Genomic DNA, 15,948 nt, shown 5'->3' on the forward strand with positions numbered 1-15,948 from the left:
CCAGCATGTCGGCCTGGCAGCAGCGGCAGCAACTGCAGCAGGCGATCACGCGCCAGCCCGGCGACTTCGTCGCCTGGGTGATGCTGGCCGACCTGGAACTGGAAGCCGGCGACATCGCGGCCGGCGAGCAGGCCGCGCGGCGCGCACTGCAGCTGCGGCCCAATCATCCTGAAGCGCTTGCCCGGCTCGGCCGGGTGGCGTGGATGGCAGGAGCGCATGCCGATGCCGCAACGCTGCTGGGCCAGGCCTCGGCGCTGGCACCGGAGCACCCGGGCATCGCGTTGTGGCTGGGGCACGCGCTGGAAGATGCCAACGATGCCGAAGGTGCATCAGCGGCCTATCGCCGCGCACATGCACTGATGCCCGATGAGCCGTATATCGCCGCGCAGCGCCTCGCCTGGCAGCGTCGCCTGTGCGATTGGCAGGACGTGGATGCGCTGGCCGATCAGGTGCGCGGTGCACTGGTGTCCGGCCAGGGCGTAGTGGAACCCTTCGCGTTTCTCAGCGAAGACGCCAGCGCGGCCGAACAGCTGGCCTGCGCGCGTGCACGCGCCGCCGCGGTGGCGGCATCGGTGCGGCCCCTGCCGCCGGCGAAGCTGCGCGAACGAGGCCCACTTCGCGTGGGCTTCCTTTCCAACGGCTTCGGCGCCCATCCCACCGGATTGCTGACGGTGGCGCTGCTGGAGCAGATGAGCCGCGACCCGGCCCTGCAACTGCATCTGTTCGCACTCAATGCCGATGATGGCAGCCGCATCCGACAACGCCTGCAGGCCGCCACCCGGCTGCATGACGTGGTGGGATTGCGCCACGCCGATACGGCCGCGCGCATCCGTGCACAGGGCATCGACCTGCTGCTGGACCTGCGCGGCTGGGGCGGTGGCGGCACGCCGGAAGTACTGGCGATGCGCCCTGCCCCGCTGCAGTTGAACTGGCTGGCCTACCCCGGCACCTCCGGTGCATCGTGGCTGGATGCAGTGATCGCTGACGACTTCGCGCTGCCGTCCTCGCTGGAACCGCACTACAGCGAACGCGTGCTGCGCCTGCCGCGCGCGTTCCAGCCCTCCGACAACACCCGCGTGCTGGAACCGGCGCCGGACCGTGCGGCGTGTGGGCTGCCCACGCAGGGCACGGTGTTCTGCTGCTTCAACAACAGTTACAAACTCAACCCGCGCAGCATGGGCCGTGCGTTCGCGGTGCTGCAGGCAGTACCTGGCAGCGTGCTGTGGCTGCTGTCCGGCCCCGGCCAGGCCGATGCAAGGCTGCGTTCCGCCGCCAAGGCTGCAGGACTGGATCCGGCGCGCCTGGTGTTCATGGCCAAGCTGCCGCATCCGCAGTATCTGGCCCGCTATCAGCTGGCCGACCTGTTCCTGGATACGAACCCGTACAACGCGCACACCACCGCATCGGATGCACTGTGGGCCGGCTGCCCGGTGCTGACCTGCCCCGGTGCTACCTTCGCCGCGCGCGTGGCCGGCAGCCTCAACCATCATCTGGGGCTGGAGCACATGAACGTCGCCGACGATGCGGTCTTCGTCGCCACCGCCAGTGCACTCGGCAACGACCCGGCCGCGCTGGCTGCCCTGCGTGCCGAACTGGCGCAGGCACGCGAGCGCAGCGGCCTGTTCGACATGGCGGCCTTCGCGCGCGATCTGTCCGCACTGCTTCAGCAGCTGGCCCGCGAACAGGGCTGGCAGGGCCTCGACACGCCCTGACATCGCCCTGCGCTACGCTCGGGCTTCCCTCCCGCGTGGCATGACGATGGCCAAGCTCAAGCGCAAGGAATACGACGAACTGCTGCAGCCGCTGCAGCTGGAACTGACGGCGATGGCACGCTGGGTGCAGCACAGCGGGCAACGCCTGCTGGTGCTGTTCGAAGGACGCGATACCGCCGGCAAGGGCGGTGCGATCCAGGCCATCAGCCAGCACCTCAACCCACGCCAATGCAGGGTGGTGGCGTTGCCCAAGCCCACCGACCGCGAAGCCACGCAATGGTATTTCCAGCGCTACGCCACGCATCTGCCGGCCGCCGGCGAGATCGTGCTGATGGACCGCAGCTGGTACAACCGCGCGGGCGTGGAACGGGTGATGGGCTACTGCAGCGAGACCGAGTACCAGCAGTTCCTGCATCAGGCACCGGTGTTCGAACAACTGCTGGTGGATGACGGCATCCTGCTGTTCAAGTACTGGCTGTGCGTGGACCAGGAGCAGCAGGAGAAGCGTTTCGCCGAACGCCATCTTGATCCGTTGAAGGGGTGGAAGCTGTCGCCGGTGGATCTGAAGTCGCGCAGCAAGTACAGCGCGTACACCGAAGCGCGCGAGGCGATGCTGCGCGCGACCCATCGCGACGGTGCGCCGTGGACGCTGGTGGATTTCAACGACCAGCGGCTGGGTCGCCTGACTCTTGTCCGCAACCTGCTGGACCGGCTGCCGGACACGCGGGTGGATGTGCCTTTGCCGGAGCTGCCGAAACTGAAGGGCAAGCTGCATCGCGAGCACTACGACGTGCTGAAGCCTATCGAGGATTTTCCGGTCAAGGAGTAGGGTTGGTCGGCAGGGCCTGCGGCCCTGCACCTGCTGCTTTCAGGCAACAGCAACAGCCGAAGCAACGTCAAAAGCGGGCATTCCGTGGGATGGCGGGGCGGTGTCGGAGTGCGGGGACGCCGTGAACCCGTCCATGGGGGCTTGGCCGCGGCATCCATGCCGCGGACACCCCGCACTCCGACACCGCCCCACCTTCGACAGATTTCCGGTGGCTGATGGATTCACGCCATGCGTGAATGTATATCCATCGAAATCGAATATTTCGACAATTGAACGAAGAGCATCCACGCATGGCGTGGATCTACGTGTCGACCAAGATCGACACCCACCAAGAGCAGGCCATGTCATTCCGGCAGGTCGACAGAAACTGTCGAAGGCGGGGTGGGTCCGGTTGCGGGGGCGTGATCCGCATGGATGCGGCGACCGAGCCTACAGGGACGTATTTACGGCGTCCCCCGCAACCGGACCCACCCCGCCTCCCCACAGGAAACCCGCTTTGGCTTTGGCTGTTGCTGTTGCTGTTGCTGTTGCTGTCGAGGTTGCCGGCCAGCGGCCGGCACTACCGCTTCGGTGGGTGCAGGGCGCAGCCCTGCCCCTCCCCTTATTTGGCAGCAGCAATCTGCTTTTCGATGTCCGCCGCGGTGACCGGGCCCAGGAAGCTGTGGGCCAGCTTGCCCTGCGGGTCGATCAGATGGGTCAGCGGCAGGCCACGCGGGGTGGCGAAGTCGGCCGGTGGGTCGAACGGATCGACGACCACGATCGGGTAGGTCACCGGATGCTTGGTCAGGAACGCCTGCATCTCCGGAATCTCGATGTCCTCGTAGGCCAGGCCCACCACTTCGATGTTGCTGCGCATGGCATGCAACGCCGACAGCTCGGGCATTTCCTTGCGGCAGGGCGCGCACCAGGTCGCCCAGAAATTCACCACCACCCACTTGCCACGATGCGCGGCCAGGTCGTAATCGCTGCCATCGACCGCCTTCATCTTCAGCGTCGGGAACTCGGCAGTGACACGTTCGGCGGGCGTGTCCTCCACCGGCGCCGGCGCGGCCGGGGTCGGTGCCTGTGCCGGCGGCTGGCTGCTGGCCGGGGTCGGCTCCTGCGCGGGTTTGCAGGCGGCCAGGGCCAGCAGCGCAGCCAGCAGCAACGGGGTCTTGCAGGTCATGGGGCGTCTCCAGAATCAGGGTAGATGTCGCTGACGCGACGCTTGAGGCGTTCACGCAGCGGCAGGCGCAGTTCATCCAGTGCGGCCAAGGCGGCCCGGCCGAGGCTGTCATCGCGGTAAGGCAGGTGTTGTTCGGCCACCGGAATGCGCAGCTGCGTGCATTCGTACAGATCGCCCAGGCTGACCTGGTCCAGGTCGCGGGCCAGCAGCCACTCGCCGCGCTCATCGCGGCGCAGCAGGCCGATGCCCTCCAGGTGGCAGGCCAGGTCCTGCAGCAGCGAGTCGGTCAGCATCGGTTCCAGCCGCAGGATCTCGTCGTCGGCCAGGCCCCTGCCCTTGGCGCGTGCGTGCTGGAAGCGCCCGAGCAGGCGCAGCAGGCCATAGAACTCGTAGCCCTGCGGCAGGCGCAGTTCCACCGGCTGGTAGCGGAAAGCCGCCATCGACGACGCCAACGACGCGCCCAGCAGCACGGCCACCCAGCAGAGGTAGATCCACAGCAGGAGGATCGGCACGAAGGCCACCGTGCCATACAGCTTCTGGTAGGACTGGAAGCTGCCCAGGTAGGCGCCGATGCCCCACTTCACCAGCTCCAGGATCACTGCGGCGAGAATCGCGCCCGGAACCGCATGGCGCCACTTCACGGTGTGGTGTGGCACCACCCGGAACATCAGGGTGATGCAGACGAATTCGATCAGGATCGGCGCCAGCCGCAAGGCGAGATCGGCCAGCCAGCGCCCCTCCTGCGTGCCGAACAACGGCATCGCGAACACCCGCGCCGACACCGCCAGCGATGCAGCGGCGAGCATCGCGCCCAGGGTCAGCACCGTCCAGTAGACCAGGAAGCGGGTCAGCCGCGGCCGACTGCTGCCGACGCGCCAGATCTGGTTGAAGGTCTCTTCAACACTGTTGAGGGTGATCAGCAGCGAGATGACCAGGGCGATGAAACCGGCGGCAGTGAGCTGGCCGGCGCTGGCCGAGAACTGCCGCAGGTAGCCTTCGGCAGCGCGCGCGGCATTGGGCACGAAGTTGGAGAAGACGTAGTCGCTGAGCTGGTCGCTCCAGCGATCGAACACCGGGAAGGCCGAGAGCACGCCAAACACCACGATCGCCAACGGCACCAGCGCGAACACCGTGGTGTAGGCCAGCGCGGCGGCGGCCTGGAACAGGCGGTCGTCGAGGAAGCGGCGCCACAGGAAGCGGCCGAAGCTGGCGGCGCGTGCGCGATCCCGCGCGCGTTCCATCCACAAATTGAGCGTATCCAAAGGTTCCATCGGCGCAAGGGTACCCGATGCGGAATCGGTGCAGGATAGCCATACTGGCGTCCACACGATGAGGAGAGCTGGGCGCGATGGGCGAAATCCTGGTGCTGTACTACAGCCGCGGCGGTTCGGTGGCACGGCTGGCGCGCCAGATCGCGCGGGGCATCGGCGAGGTTCCGGGCATGGCAGCGCGGCTGCGCACGGTGCCGCCGGTGGCTGCCGTTACCCAGACCGCGCAGCCGCCGGTACCCGACGATGGCGCGCCCTATGTAAGCGTGCAGGACCTGGCGGAGTGCCAGGGACTGCTGCTGGGCAGCCCCACCCGTTTCGGCAACATGGCCGCGCCGGTCAAGCATTTCCTTGACGGCCTCGGCGCCGAATGGGTGAACGGCACGCTGGCCGGCAAGCCGGCCGGGGTGTTCACGTCCACCGCGTCGATGCATGGCGGCCAGGAGTCGACCCTGCTGTCGATGCAGGTACCGCTGCTGCACCACGGCTGCCTGATCGTCGGCATTCCGTTCACCGAGCCGGCGCTGAGCCACACCACCAGTGGCGGCACGCCGTATGGCGCCAGCCACGTGGCCGGCGCCGCCGACGACCCGCAACCCACCGACGATGAGGCGGTACTGGCGCGGGCGCTGGGCCGGCGCGTGGCCGACATCGCGCAGCGGCTGGCGCGATGAGCACCGCGCCGCGCACCGTGCTGCTGCTGGCCCTGATGGGGCTGGCGGCGCTGTTTGCCGGCTGGTTCATCAACGACAGGCACTGGCTGGCCACCCAGCTGGTGTTCACTGCGCCGCCGCTGGCGCTGGCCATCGCCCTGCGGCTGGGCTGGCGCAAGGCCGGGTTCTGGGCGGCGGTGCTGGCCCTGGGCTGGTTCAGCCACGGCGTGATGAGCGCCTGGAGCCATCCCGAGACCCGCTGGCTGGCACTGATCGAAATCGTGCTGGCGCTGCTGGTGATCTTTTCGGCCAGCCTGCCCGGCCTGCGCGCCCGTTTCGGGCGGCGGCGCTGACGCTGCGCCCGGTGGGCCGTATCATCTGCGTTCCCGGCCCCGCGCCGCTGTACCTGCCTTGGTTTCGCGCATGCACATGATGGAAGAGCTCCTGGTCGTCACCACCGGTGGCACGATCGACAAGATCTATTTCGACGACAAGTCGGACTACCAGATCGGCGACCCGCAGATCGGCATGATCCTGCGCGAACTGGGGGTCACGTTCCGTTTCAACGTGATTCCGATCCTGCGCAAGGATTCGCTGCACATCAACGACGACGATCGTGAGCTGATCCGCGCGACGATCGCTGCGCAGCCCACCCGCCACGTGCTGGTGACCCACGGCACCGATTCGATGGTGCAGACCGGCAAGGTGCTGGCGACGATCCCGGATAAGACCATCGTGATGACCGGTGCGCTGAGCCCGGCGCGTTTCCGTGGTTCGGATGCGGAGTTCAACATCGGCTGTGCGATCGGTGCGGTGCAGTCGCTGCCAGTGGGGGTGTTCATCGCGATGAACGGCCGGATCTTCGACCCGCAGCATGTGCGCAAGAACGTGGCGGCGAACCGGTTCGAGTCGGTTTAAGGGTTCAAGGCGCGCTGTCGCGCGGATGGGTTCAGCGGTTTTGTTGCTACTGGGTTGAGGGGGTGATCCCCCCAACGCAGGACACGCCGTAAACCCATCCATGGGGCTCGATGGGGCCTTGCTCGTGTGCGCTGTCCTGCGCACACGGCAAGACCGGGGTTGGGCGTCCTGCCCAACCCGCCCGAGGCATGCCTCGGGCCCATGGCGCCAACGGTCCTGCGCCGGGGGATCACCCCCTCCTGACAGATCATCGCGCGCGGCCAGCAAGGTCAAGGGCAGAGCAAGGGCAAATGCAAATGCACTGCTGCACATTGCTTTCTCCGCTTCGCCGTCCCCTAAAAAAAACACCCCGGCCGAGGCCGGGGCGTGCCCATGGAGAGGGGCTTGGGCTCAGTACTGGGCGTTGACGGTCACGCCCGAGAAGGTGCTGTAGGCCTTCACCCGCACGTACCAGGTACCGGCGGTGGGGCTGTTGACGGTGCAGGTCTCGTTGTTGCCGCTCAGGTACGGGCGGCAGGTGTAGACGGTGTCGGTCGGGGCACTGCCCTGGCGCAGGTACAGGTCGGCATCACCGCTGCCGCCACTGATCGCCACGCGCAGCTGCGTGCTGCCAGCCGGGACGTTGACGGTATAGCTGAGCGATGCGCCGCTGGCTGCGCCGAGGCCGGTAACCGGCACGTTGTTCTGCAGCACGGTGCCACCCGGGTTGGGCGTGGTGCCGTTGATCGCGGCAGTCACCGCGGCATCGGCGTCGATGATGCCGGCGCCGCAACCACCCGAGCACGCACCCGGCAACGGACGCGCGGTGCTCTTGATGATGCTCTCCACCTGCGCCGGGCTGAGCGGGCTCGGTGCCACCGACTGCATCAGTGCAACCACGCCCGCCACGTGCGGTGCCGCCATCGAGGTGCCGTTGTAGGACGCATAGCTGGCGCTGCCCGGGGTGGTGGTGCCGCTGTTGAGGGTGGACAGGATGCTCTGGCCCGGTGCGGAGATGTCGATGCCGGTGCCGTAGTTGGAGAAGCTGGCACGCGCACCCGCCGAGGTGGTGGCCGCCACGGCGATCACGTTCGGGCAGTTCGCCGGTACCGCGCTGGAGACGTTGGTGTTGCTGTTGCCGGCAGCGACCACCACGGTGGTGCCGCGGCCGACCGCGCCGTTGATCGCGTTCTGGTAAGTGGTCGAGCAGCTGCCGCCGCCGCCCAGCGACATGTTGATGACTTCGGCCGGGTTGGCGTTGGCCGGCACACCGCTGACCGTGCCACCGGAGGCCCATACGATCGCGTCGGCGATGTCGGAGGTGTAGCCGCCGCACTTGCCGAGCACGCGCACCGGCACGACCTTGGCGTTGAAGGCGGTACCGGCCACGCCGGTGCTGTTGTTGGTCACTGCGGCGACAGTGCCGGCCACGTGGGTGCCATGCCAGCTGGAGTTGGAGGCCGGAATGCCCGAGCCGCACTCGTTGGCGCCGTACCAGTCACCCTCATCGTTCGGATTGCTGTCACGGCCACCGCCATCGCGCGCCATCGCCGCGTCGCTGATGAAGTCATAGCCGGGCAGGATGTTGGCGTTGAGGTCGGCATGGTTGGTGATGCCGGTATCGATCACCGCCACGACCACACCGGTGCCGGTGGCCTTGTCCCAGGCCGGACGCACGTTGATCGAGGCGTTGGATGTACCGAAGCCCCATTGCTCGCTGAAACGGGTGTCGTTGGGGGTCAGCGTCGCGCGCATGATCTGGTCGACTTCGACGTATTCGACGTTCGGGTCGGCGGCCAGCTTGCGCATCAGCAGCTCGGATTCGGCCTGGTCCAGCGCACGGTCGGTCCTGACCACGGTGGAGCCGACGGCAAGCCTGCGGACCTGCTGCAGGCCCAGCGCGCGGCCCTGGCTGCTGGCGATGCCGGCAGCGGCCGTCTTCAGCGAAGAGGCCAGCGCGGTGGTGTTGGCCACCGGCGCACTGCCGTCGCGGTACTTCACGATGAAGCGCTGGTGGGTCGGCGCGGACTGCAGGCCGCTGAGCTGGACATCACCGGCCAGCGCAGGCGTGGCCAGCAGCAGCGATGACAGGACGGACGCACCAAGGACCACCCACACACGACGCACACGCGGTTGCGTTACCTGGGACATCGGATTTCCCTTCTAATGGTAGGAATGCCGGAATCGGCAGAAGCACCGGCCTGAACCGTGGGCTGGCTTGCGATGGCGAGGTTCGGGTCCGGCGAGCCAGCGGATTCCCCTGACCATCCGCTGTGTTGATGACGCTAGTGGCTCAAACCGGACACCACAAGATTTTCAGCGTCTTTTCAGCAAGATGAAATGTTGGATCTGAGACTTTCCGGGTCGAGGGTTTGTGAAGGTGAAGGAACTTTCGCGTCAGCTGCACGTACCTGACTGCGGAATGTCCTGTCCCGCCATGTCTTTGCCGACATCGGCGAACAGCCGCCGGGCATGGCCCGGCGCTACCGTGGTACGCGTACATTCGCCGGGCATCGCCGCGCGCTGGCGGGAGCCGTTGATCCTGGTAGCGCCGGGCCATGCCCGGCGGACGTACGCCTGAAACGCAGAAAGCCCGTCGCGGGGACGGGCTTTCCGAAAAGTCACCGGGCATGGCCCGGCGCTACGCGTTCGCGTGGGCGATCAGCCCAGCTTGACCAGCCAGCCGTGGCGGTCCGGCAGGCGACCGTACTGGATGTCGGTCAGTTCCTTGCGCAGTGACATGGTCACTTCGCCGGCCGGCGCATTGATGTCGCCCACCGAGAAGCCTTCGCCCTTCAGCTGGCCGATCGGGGTGACCACCGCAGCGGTACCGCAGGCGAACACTTCGGCGATCTCGCCGGAGGTCACGCCCTGCTTCCACTCATCGATGGTGACCTTGCGCTCTTCGACCTTCATGCCGCGGTCGCGGGCCAGCTGCAGGATGCTCTCGCGGGTGATGCCCTCGAGGATGCTGCCGGACAGTTCCGGCGTGACCAGCGTGCCGTCCTTGTAGACCAGGAACACGTTCATGCCGCCCAGTTCTTCCAGGTACTTGCCTTCGACCGGGTCCAGGAACAGCACCTGCGAGCAGCCCTGTGCCTGCGCCTTCTGCTGCGGCAACAGCGACGCGGCGTAGTTGCCACCGCACTTGGCCGCACCGGTACCGCCCTTGGCCGCACGCGCGTACTCGGTGGACAGCCAGATCGACACCGGGGCGACGCCCTTGGCGAAGTACGGGCCAGCCGGGCTGGCGATGACGTAGTAACCGGCCTTGTGCGCGCCGCGCACGCCAAGGAACGCTTCATCGCCGATCATGAACGGACGGAAATACAGGCTCGACTCATCGGCCGACGGCACCCAGGCGCTGTCGACGGCGATCATCTGCTTCAGCGATTCGACGAAGATCTCCACCGGCAGTTCCGGCAGCGCCAGGCGCTGCGCCGAACGCTGCAGGCGGCGGCCGTTGGCATCGGGGCGGAAGGTCCAGATCGAACCATCGGCATGGCGGTAGGCCTTGATGCCTTCGAAGATCTCCTGGCCGTAGTGCAGCACGGCCGCGGCCGGGTCCAGCTGCAACGGACCGTAGGCGCGCACGTTGGCGTTGTGCCAGCCGGCATCCTTGTCCCAGCGCACTTCCACCATGTGGTCGGTGAAGTGCAGGCCGAAGCCCGGCTTCTCCAGGATCTGGGCGCGCTCTTCAGCGCTGCGCGGGTGGTCCGAACGGGTGACGGCGAAGCTGGGAATGGACTGGGACACCGGAGATTTCCTGTTCTGGTTGCGGGTAATGCCGGGCCCGCGTCACTGCGGGCCGTGGGTCAAAGCATGCCGGTTTCGAGCCGTGCGGCCTCGGACATCATGTGCTGGTTCCACGGCGGGTCGAAGACCAGCTCGACGTCGGCCTCGGCCACCGTCGGGATCATTTCAAGCTTGCTGCGCACGTCGTCGACCAGGATGTCGCCCATGCCGCACGCAGGCGCGGTCAGGGTCATCTTCACGTCGATCTCGCGCTGCCCTTCGTCGAGGTGCTTGATCTCCACCTCGTAGACCAGGCCCAGTTCGACGATGTTGACCGGAATTTCCGGGTCGAAACAGGTGCGCAGCTGCTGCCAGACCAGTTGTTCGACCTGCTCGTCGCTGGCATCGTCGGGCAGTTCCAGCGGTGCCGGCGCTTCCTTGCCGATGGCATCGCCATCCTTGCCGGCGATGCGGAACAGATTGCCCTCGACGAACACCGAATAACTGCCGCCCAGCGCCTGGGTAATGTACCCATAGCTGCCGGCGGGCAAGGTCACGGTGTCGCCCTGCGGGACCATCACGGCCTCGCAATCGCGTTCGAAGTGGACAGGTTCGCTGCTACGGGAATACATGGGGACCGATATGGGGCTGCGGCATAAGCCACGCAAGCGGTCATTCTAGCGTAGGCGCCCCGCCCTCGCCGGTGCACTGCGGCAAACCACAGTATCCTGTGGGCGACCTTCAGGAGCTTCGATGTCCTCCAATGCCGCACGCGCCAGGACCGTTACCTGGCTCTGGCCCTTCATGTTGTTGCTGGCGCTGGCCACCGCCCCCCTCGCCTGGATGCTGATCGCCCTGTTCACCGGCCGTCCGGTCGGCTGGATGGCGGTACTGACCGCCCTGGAACTGGTGTTCATGCTGCGTCTGGGCACGCTCGGTCCCGGCAAGCTGCGCATCGCCCTGGTCGTGCTGGGCATGCTGCTGGTAGCCGCGATCTCGAACTGGGCGATCGCCAGTGCCTGGATGGGCGGCTCGATGGGCCTGAACCCCTGGGACGCCTCGCTGCGAATGGGCCCGCACCTGGCCTGGACGCTGATCACCCTGGCCAATGGCGTGGTCGAATGGCTGTGGCTGGCGGTGGCCGTGGTGGTCGGAGCCTGGCTGGCGCGCTGAGCGCGCCGGACGTGGGTAGCGCCGGGCCATGCCCGGCGGATTGTTGGAACAGCCGCGCTGCGCGCTCGCCGGGCATGGCCCGGCGCTACCGTACTGCCTCAATGCCCGCCGTCGAGCGCCTTCAGCTCGCTGACCAACGACGCCGCTGCCTCGGCACCATCGCCGTACAGCATGCGGGTGTTGTCGGCATAGAACAGCGCATTCTCGATACCGGCAAAGCCGGTGCCCTTGCCCCGCTTGATCACCACCACGTTGCGGGCATTGACCACGTCCAGTACCGGCATGCCGTAGATCGGACTGGCCGGATCGGTGCGCGCCACCGGGTTGACCACGTCGTTGGCGCCGATCACCAGCACCACGTCGGTAGTGGCGAACTCGGGATTGATGTCGTCCATGTCCGCGATCAGGTCGTACGGCACCCCCGCTTCGGCCAGCAGCACGTTCATGTGCCCGGGCATGCGCCCGGCTACCGGATGGATGGCGAACTTGACCTTCACCCCGCGCGTGATCAGCCGCTGCGCCAGCTCCCAGATCTTGTGCTGGGCCTGGGCCACGGCCATGCCATAGCCGGGCACGATCACCACGCGTTCGGCAAAGCCCATCATCGCCGCCACGTCGGCCGCTTCGATAGGCTTCTGCGAACCGGAAATCGCCTGCGCCTCACCACCGGCGCCACCACCGAAGTTGGAGAACAGCACGTTGCGGATCGGCCGGTTCATGGCCTTGGCCATCAACCGGGTCAGCAGGATGCCGGCCGCACCGACCATCATGCCGGCGATGATCAGCGCCTCGTTGCCCAGCACGTAGCCTTCGAACGACACCGCCAGGCCGGTGAACGCGTTGTACAGCGAGATCACCACCGGCATGTCGGCGCCACCGATCGGCAACGTCATCAACACGCCCAGCGCCAGGGCCAGCACGAAGAAGGCGACGATCGCCCAGGTGCTGAGCGTGCTGGCGGCGATGATGCCCAGCACCACCACGGCCAGCGCCACCAGCAGGTTCATCACCTGCTGGCCCGGCCAGGTCACGCGCTTGTCGAGGCGACCATCGAGTTTGGCCCAGGCGATCACCGAGCCGGACAGCGACACCGCACCGATCGCCGCGCCCACCACCGCCAGCACCAGCACCGTGCCGGACGGCTGCCGCGCGGCCAGATCGGCCAGCGCCTGCGCACTCCAGTGGGTGGTATCGCGGTTGGCCAGGAAGGCATAGCGCAGCAGCTCCACCGCACCGATGGCGGCCGCCGAGCCGCCGCCCATGCCGTTGTACAGCGCGACCATCTGCGGCATGTCGGTGACGGCGACCTTGCCCGCCGACCACCAGGCCAGGCCGGCCCCCAGCAGCAGCGCCACCAGGATCAGCGGCACGTTGTGCAGTTCGGGCAGGAAGAAGGTCGCCACCGTGGCCAGCAGCATGCCCAGCCCCGCCCAGCGGATACCGCTGCTTGCGGTCATCGGCGAGGCCATGCGCTGCAGGCCGAGCAGGAACAGGGTGGCGGCGACCAGGTAGCTGGCCTTGACCAGCCAATCGAGCAGTTCGACGGTGCTGATGTTCAAGCCTGCGGCTCCTTCGGTTCATCGTTGCCGGCCTTGCGCACGCTCGGCTTGAACATTTCCAGCATGCGCGCGGTGACCACATAGCCGCCGGCGGCGTTGCCGGCGCCGAGCACCACGGCGAGGAACCCCAGCACCTTCTCCAACGGCGTCTGTGCGTGCCCCAGCACCACCATCGCGCCGATCAGCACGATGCCATGGATGAAGTTGGAGCCCGACATCAACGGGGTATGCAGGATCACCGGGACCCGGGAAATGATCACGTGGCCGGCAATGGCGGCCAGCATGAAGATGTACAGCGCCACGAACCCGTCACTCACCGGCAACGCTCCTGCTCTGTCTTCGTCGCCCCATCATAACCATGGGCTGAACCCTGCGCGCGTCCCGGTCAACCACGGCCGCGCTCACGCGTTGTCGATGGTGACCCCTGCCGAGGAACCGTACCCTGTGCTGGTGAGCAGCCCTGTCCCCTCAACCACCGATGCCGACGCCGTTCCGGCCTCGCTGGAAGCATTCCTGGCCAGCGTCGGGCCGCGCGCCTTCCGCTTCGCCGAGGCCGGCCTGCGCCAGCGTGACGACGCGCTGGATGCGGTACAGGACGCGCTGCTGCGCATGCTGGACTACGCCGACAAGCCGGCCGCCGAGTGGGCGCCGTTGTTCTGGAGCATCCTGCGCCGGCGGGTGATCGACCTGCAGCGCCGCCGCCGCTTCCGCCTGCCGTTCTGGCGCGACAACCAGGATGCCGATGGCGGCGAGATCGACTGGGCCGACCCCGCACCGGACCCTTCGCAGGCGCACGAGCAGCGCCAGCAGTACCAGCAGCTGGTGCAGGCACTGCGCGACCTGCCCGCCCGCCAGCGCGAGGCATTCACCCTGCGCGTGCTGCAGGACCTGGACGGGGCCACCACCGCCCGCGCCATGGGCTGCAGCGAAGGCGCGGTAAAGACCCATCTGGCGCGCGCCCGACAGGCGCTGCAGAATCAACTGGAGATGCACCCGTGAACCGCCCCCTGCCTTCCGATGACGCCCTGCGCAGCCTGCACGCGCAGTCGCTGCAGGCGCTGTCGCCGGCCACCCTGGCACGCCTGCGCAGTGCCCGTCACAACGCCGGTGCGGCGCGCGCCGGTCGCTGGCGCTGGTGGCTGGCCAGCGCCTGTTCGCTGGTGATCGCGCTGGGCATCGGCGTCCAGTTCGTCGGCCCAGGGGATCATCAGGGCCCGATCAGCACGCCGATCGTCGCTGCGGAAGAAGACAATGGCGTGCTGTACGACGAGAATCCCGATCTGTACCTGTGGCTGGGCGACAACGACCTGGCGATGGAGTGAACCATGCTGCGATACCCCTCCCTGCCCCTGCTGATCGCCCTGACCCTGCTGCCCGCTGCATCGGCACTGGCGCAGGCCACCGCGCCGGTGCCTGCCGCGCGGCCGGCACCTGCTGCCGCGCCGCTGCCGAACTGGGAACAGCTGAGCCCGGCCCAGCGCGAAGCGCTGTTGGCCCCGTTGCGTGACCGCTGGAACGGCGCCGATCCCGCGCAGCGCCAGCGCATGCTGTCGCACGGCCAGCGCTGGCAGTCAATGAGCCCGGAAGAGCGCGACAAGGCCCGCCGTGGCCTGCGCCGCTTCGAACACATGAGCCCGGAGCAGCGCGAGCAGGCCCGGGCGTTGTTCGGCCAGATGCGTGACCTCAGCCCGGCCCAGCGCGATGCCATGCGCGAGCGCTGGTCGCAGATGACCGCAGACGAACGCAGGGAATGGGTGCGGGACAACCCGCCGCCGGCGAAGCCGCGGTAACCCGCCATCGAAGGCGGACCGCCGGGCCATGCCCGCGGGTTCACCGGATGTCGCTGCACCCGCCGGGCATGGCCCGGCGCTACCGGCTTACGCCTGCCAGCGCGTTTTCGCCAGCAGCTCATCTTCCCAGTCGAAGCCCAGCTGGCCGTCGCGCACGAACAGGGCGACGAAGTTCATCAGGTTGCGCGCATACATCTCGCTGGCCTGGGTGGCACCCCGGCTGGCCAGGCCCAGCGGGCCATCGATGGTCACGCCCTGGTGCTCGATGCATTGGCCGGGCTCGGTCAACGCGCAGTTGCCACCGCTCTCGGCGGCCAGATCGACGATCACGCTGCCGGCAGCCATGCCTTCGACCATCGCGGCGGTGACGATCGTCGGCGCCTGACGTCCCGGCACCGCGGCAGTGCAGATCACCACGTCCACGCTGCGCAGGTGGTCGCCAAGACGGCGCTGCTGTTCACCACGCTCTTCATCGGTCAGCGCCCGCGCATAACCGCCCTCGCCTACCGCGCTCACCCCCAGGTCGAGGAAGCGCGCACCAAGCGACTGGATCTGTTCGCGGGTTTCCGGGCGCACGTCGAAGCCCTCCACCTGCGCACCCAGGCGGCGTGAGGTGGCAATGGCCTGCAGGCCGGCGACACCGGCGCCGATCACCAGCACCTTGGCTGGACGCACGGTACCGGCCGCCGTGGTCAGCATCGGGAAGAAGCGCGGCGCGCGTTCGGCAGCAATCAATGCCGCCTTGTAGCCGGCCATGCCGGCCTGCGAACTGAGTACGTCCATCGCCTGTGCGCGCGTGGTGCGCGGCAACTGCTGCAGCGGGAACAGGTGCAGGCGGTCATCCGAGGCCAATGCGGCCAACGCAGGGTCGGCCGCCGGGGTCAGCAGGCCGACCACACTGGCGCCCGGCTTGAGCTGGGCCAGTACCTCGGCCGGTGGCGCCTGCACGCACAGCAGGATGTCGATCTCGGCCCAACGGGCCGCGTCGAAGGCGCGGGCACCTGCGTCGTCGTAGGCGGCATCGGTGAAACCGGCCGTCTGGCCCGCACCCGGCTGATACCACACGGTGATGCCCAGCGCACCGAGCTTGCGCGCCGTTTCCGGCGTGAGCGCAACGCGTCGTTCGCCCGGCGCGGTCTCCTTGATCCCCAGCAACGCCACGGCCAT

General features: G+C 67.7%; 17 protein-coding genes. 9 read left to right on the forward strand and 8 right to left on the reverse strand.

The features are described from left to right. Positions 1-5 precede the first annotated feature (5 nt). On the forward strand, positions 6-1,712 hold the full coding sequence (locus BW38_RS04285; protein ID WP_032977463.1) for a tetratricopeptide repeat protein: 1,707 nt from the start codon (positions 6-8) through the stop codon (positions 1,710-1,712). 46 nt (positions 1,713-1,758) lie between these two features. Beyond that, the gene (ppk2, locus tag BW38_RS04280; protein ID WP_032977465.1) at positions 1,759-2,541 is read left to right on the forward strand and encodes a polyphosphate kinase 2; all 783 of its coding nucleotides are present in this window, start codon (positions 1,759-1,761) and stop codon (positions 2,539-2,541) included. Between the two features lie 601 nt (positions 2,542-3,142). On the opposite strand, the gene BW38_RS04275 is transcribed toward ppk2, so the two are convergent. Together BW38_RS04275 and BW38_RS04270 are read right to left on the reverse strand one after the other, a co-directional pair. After that, the gene (locus tag BW38_RS04275; RefSeq protein WP_032977467.1) at positions 3,143-3,706 is read right to left on the reverse strand and encodes a TlpA disulfide reductase family protein; all 564 of its coding nucleotides are present in this window, start codon (positions 3,704-3,706) and stop codon (positions 3,143-3,145) included. Then, positions 3,703-4,977 (reverse strand): YihY family inner membrane protein, encoded by a 1,275-nt coding sequence (locus BW38_RS04270; protein WP_032977469.1) that lies wholly within the window; start codon positions 4,975-4,977, stop codon positions 3,703-3,705. The genes BW38_RS04275 and BW38_RS04270 overlap by 4 nt, the downstream gene beginning before the upstream one ends. A 77-nt stretch (positions 4,978-5,054) precedes the next feature. Between BW38_RS04270 and wrbA the strand changes: the two genes are divergently transcribed. The 3 genes from wrbA to BW38_RS04255 all read left to right on the forward strand — a co-directional run bounded on the left by wrbA (position 5,055) and on the right by BW38_RS04255 (position 6,545). Further along, on the forward strand, positions 5,055-5,648 hold the full coding sequence (wrbA, locus tag BW38_RS04265; protein WP_025879137.1) for an NAD(P)H:quinone oxidoreductase: 594 nt from the start codon (positions 5,055-5,057) through the stop codon (positions 5,646-5,648). Beyond that, positions 5,645-5,980 carry a DUF2069 domain-containing protein gene (locus tag BW38_RS04260; RefSeq protein WP_025879136.1) on the forward strand — a complete coding sequence of 112 codons (336 nt, stop codon included), beginning with the start codon at positions 5,645-5,647 and terminating at the stop codon, positions 5,978-5,980. The genes wrbA and BW38_RS04260 overlap by 4 nt, the downstream gene beginning before the upstream one ends. A 79-nt stretch (positions 5,981-6,059) precedes the next feature. Next, on the forward strand, positions 6,060-6,545 hold the full coding sequence (locus BW38_RS04255; RefSeq protein ID WP_025879135.1) for an asparaginase domain-containing protein: 486 nt from the start codon (positions 6,060-6,062) through the stop codon (positions 6,543-6,545). Between the two features lie 390 nt (positions 6,546-6,935). Here BW38_RS04255 and BW38_RS04250 read toward each other — a convergent pair whose 3' ends face one another. From BW38_RS04250 to sufT, 3 genes are all read right to left on the reverse strand, one after another. Then, entirely contained in the window at positions 6,936-8,675 is a 1,740-nt protein-coding gene (locus BW38_RS04250; protein WP_032977471.1) for a S8 family peptidase, read from the reverse strand. A gap of 510 nt (positions 8,676-9,185) precedes the next feature. Then, positions 9,186-10,280, reverse strand: a complete 1,095-nt coding sequence (locus BW38_RS04245) for a branched-chain amino acid aminotransferase (RefSeq protein ID WP_025877977.1) — start codon at positions 10,278-10,280, stop codon at positions 9,186-9,188. A 59-nt stretch (positions 10,281-10,339) separates the two neighbouring features. Further along, entirely contained in the window at positions 10,340-10,891 is a 552-nt protein-coding gene (gene sufT, locus BW38_RS04240) for a putative Fe-S cluster assembly protein SufT (protein WP_025877975.1), read from the reverse strand. 121 nt (positions 10,892-11,012) lie between these two features. Between sufT and BW38_RS04235 the strand changes: the two genes are divergently transcribed. Then, positions 11,013-11,432 (forward strand): hypothetical protein, encoded by a 420-nt coding sequence (locus BW38_RS04235; protein WP_032977473.1) that lies wholly within the window; start codon positions 11,013-11,015, stop codon positions 11,430-11,432. 98 nt (positions 11,433-11,530) lie between these two features. Here the strand turns inward: BW38_RS04235 and BW38_RS04230 are convergent, their stop codons facing one another. Together BW38_RS04230 and BW38_RS04225 are read right to left on the reverse strand one after the other, a co-directional pair. Then, a complete protein-coding gene (locus BW38_RS04230) occupies positions 11,531-12,991 on the reverse strand; it encodes an NAD(P)(+) transhydrogenase (Re/Si-specific) subunit beta (protein WP_025877971.1) in 1,461 nt (486 codons plus the stop codon). Further along, entirely contained in the window at positions 12,988-13,308 is a 321-nt protein-coding gene (locus BW38_RS04225; RefSeq protein WP_025877970.1) for an NAD(P) transhydrogenase subunit alpha, read from the reverse strand. Before BW38_RS04225 ends, BW38_RS04230 begins: the two co-directional genes overlap by 4 nt. Positions 13,309-13,405: 97 nt before the next feature. Between BW38_RS04225 and BW38_RS04220 the strand changes: the two genes are divergently transcribed. The 3 genes from BW38_RS04220 to BW38_RS04210 are packed head-to-tail and all read left to right on the forward strand — an operon-like array spanning position 13,406 to position 14,781. Beyond that, positions 13,406-13,990: an RNA polymerase sigma factor gene (locus BW38_RS04220; protein WP_080149966.1), complete on the forward strand. Its 585-nt coding sequence runs from the start codon at positions 13,406-13,408 to the stop codon at positions 13,988-13,990. Then, complete coding sequence (locus BW38_RS04215; RefSeq protein WP_032977474.1) at positions 13,987-14,313, forward strand: hypothetical protein; 327 nt, start codon at positions 13,987-13,989, stop codon at positions 14,311-14,313. The genes BW38_RS04220 and BW38_RS04215 overlap by 4 nt, the downstream gene beginning before the upstream one ends. Positions 14,314-14,316: 3 nt before the next feature. Beyond that, positions 14,317-14,781 carry a DUF3106 domain-containing protein gene (locus BW38_RS04210; protein WP_032977476.1) on the forward strand — a complete coding sequence of 155 codons (465 nt, stop codon included), beginning with the start codon at positions 14,317-14,319 and terminating at the stop codon, positions 14,779-14,781. Between the two features lie 87 nt (positions 14,782-14,868). On the opposite strand, the gene BW38_RS04205 is transcribed toward BW38_RS04210, so the two are convergent. Beyond that, a complete protein-coding gene (locus tag BW38_RS04205) occupies positions 14,869-15,948 on the reverse strand; it encodes an NAD(P) transhydrogenase subunit alpha (RefSeq protein WP_032977478.1) in 1,080 nt (359 codons plus the stop codon).

The sequence above is a fragment of the Stenotrophomonas sp. RIT309 genome (assembly GCF_000632045.1).
Taxonomy (GTDB): Bacteria; Pseudomonadota; Gammaproteobacteria; order Xanthomonadales; family Xanthomonadaceae; genus Stenotrophomonas; species Stenotrophomonas indicatrix.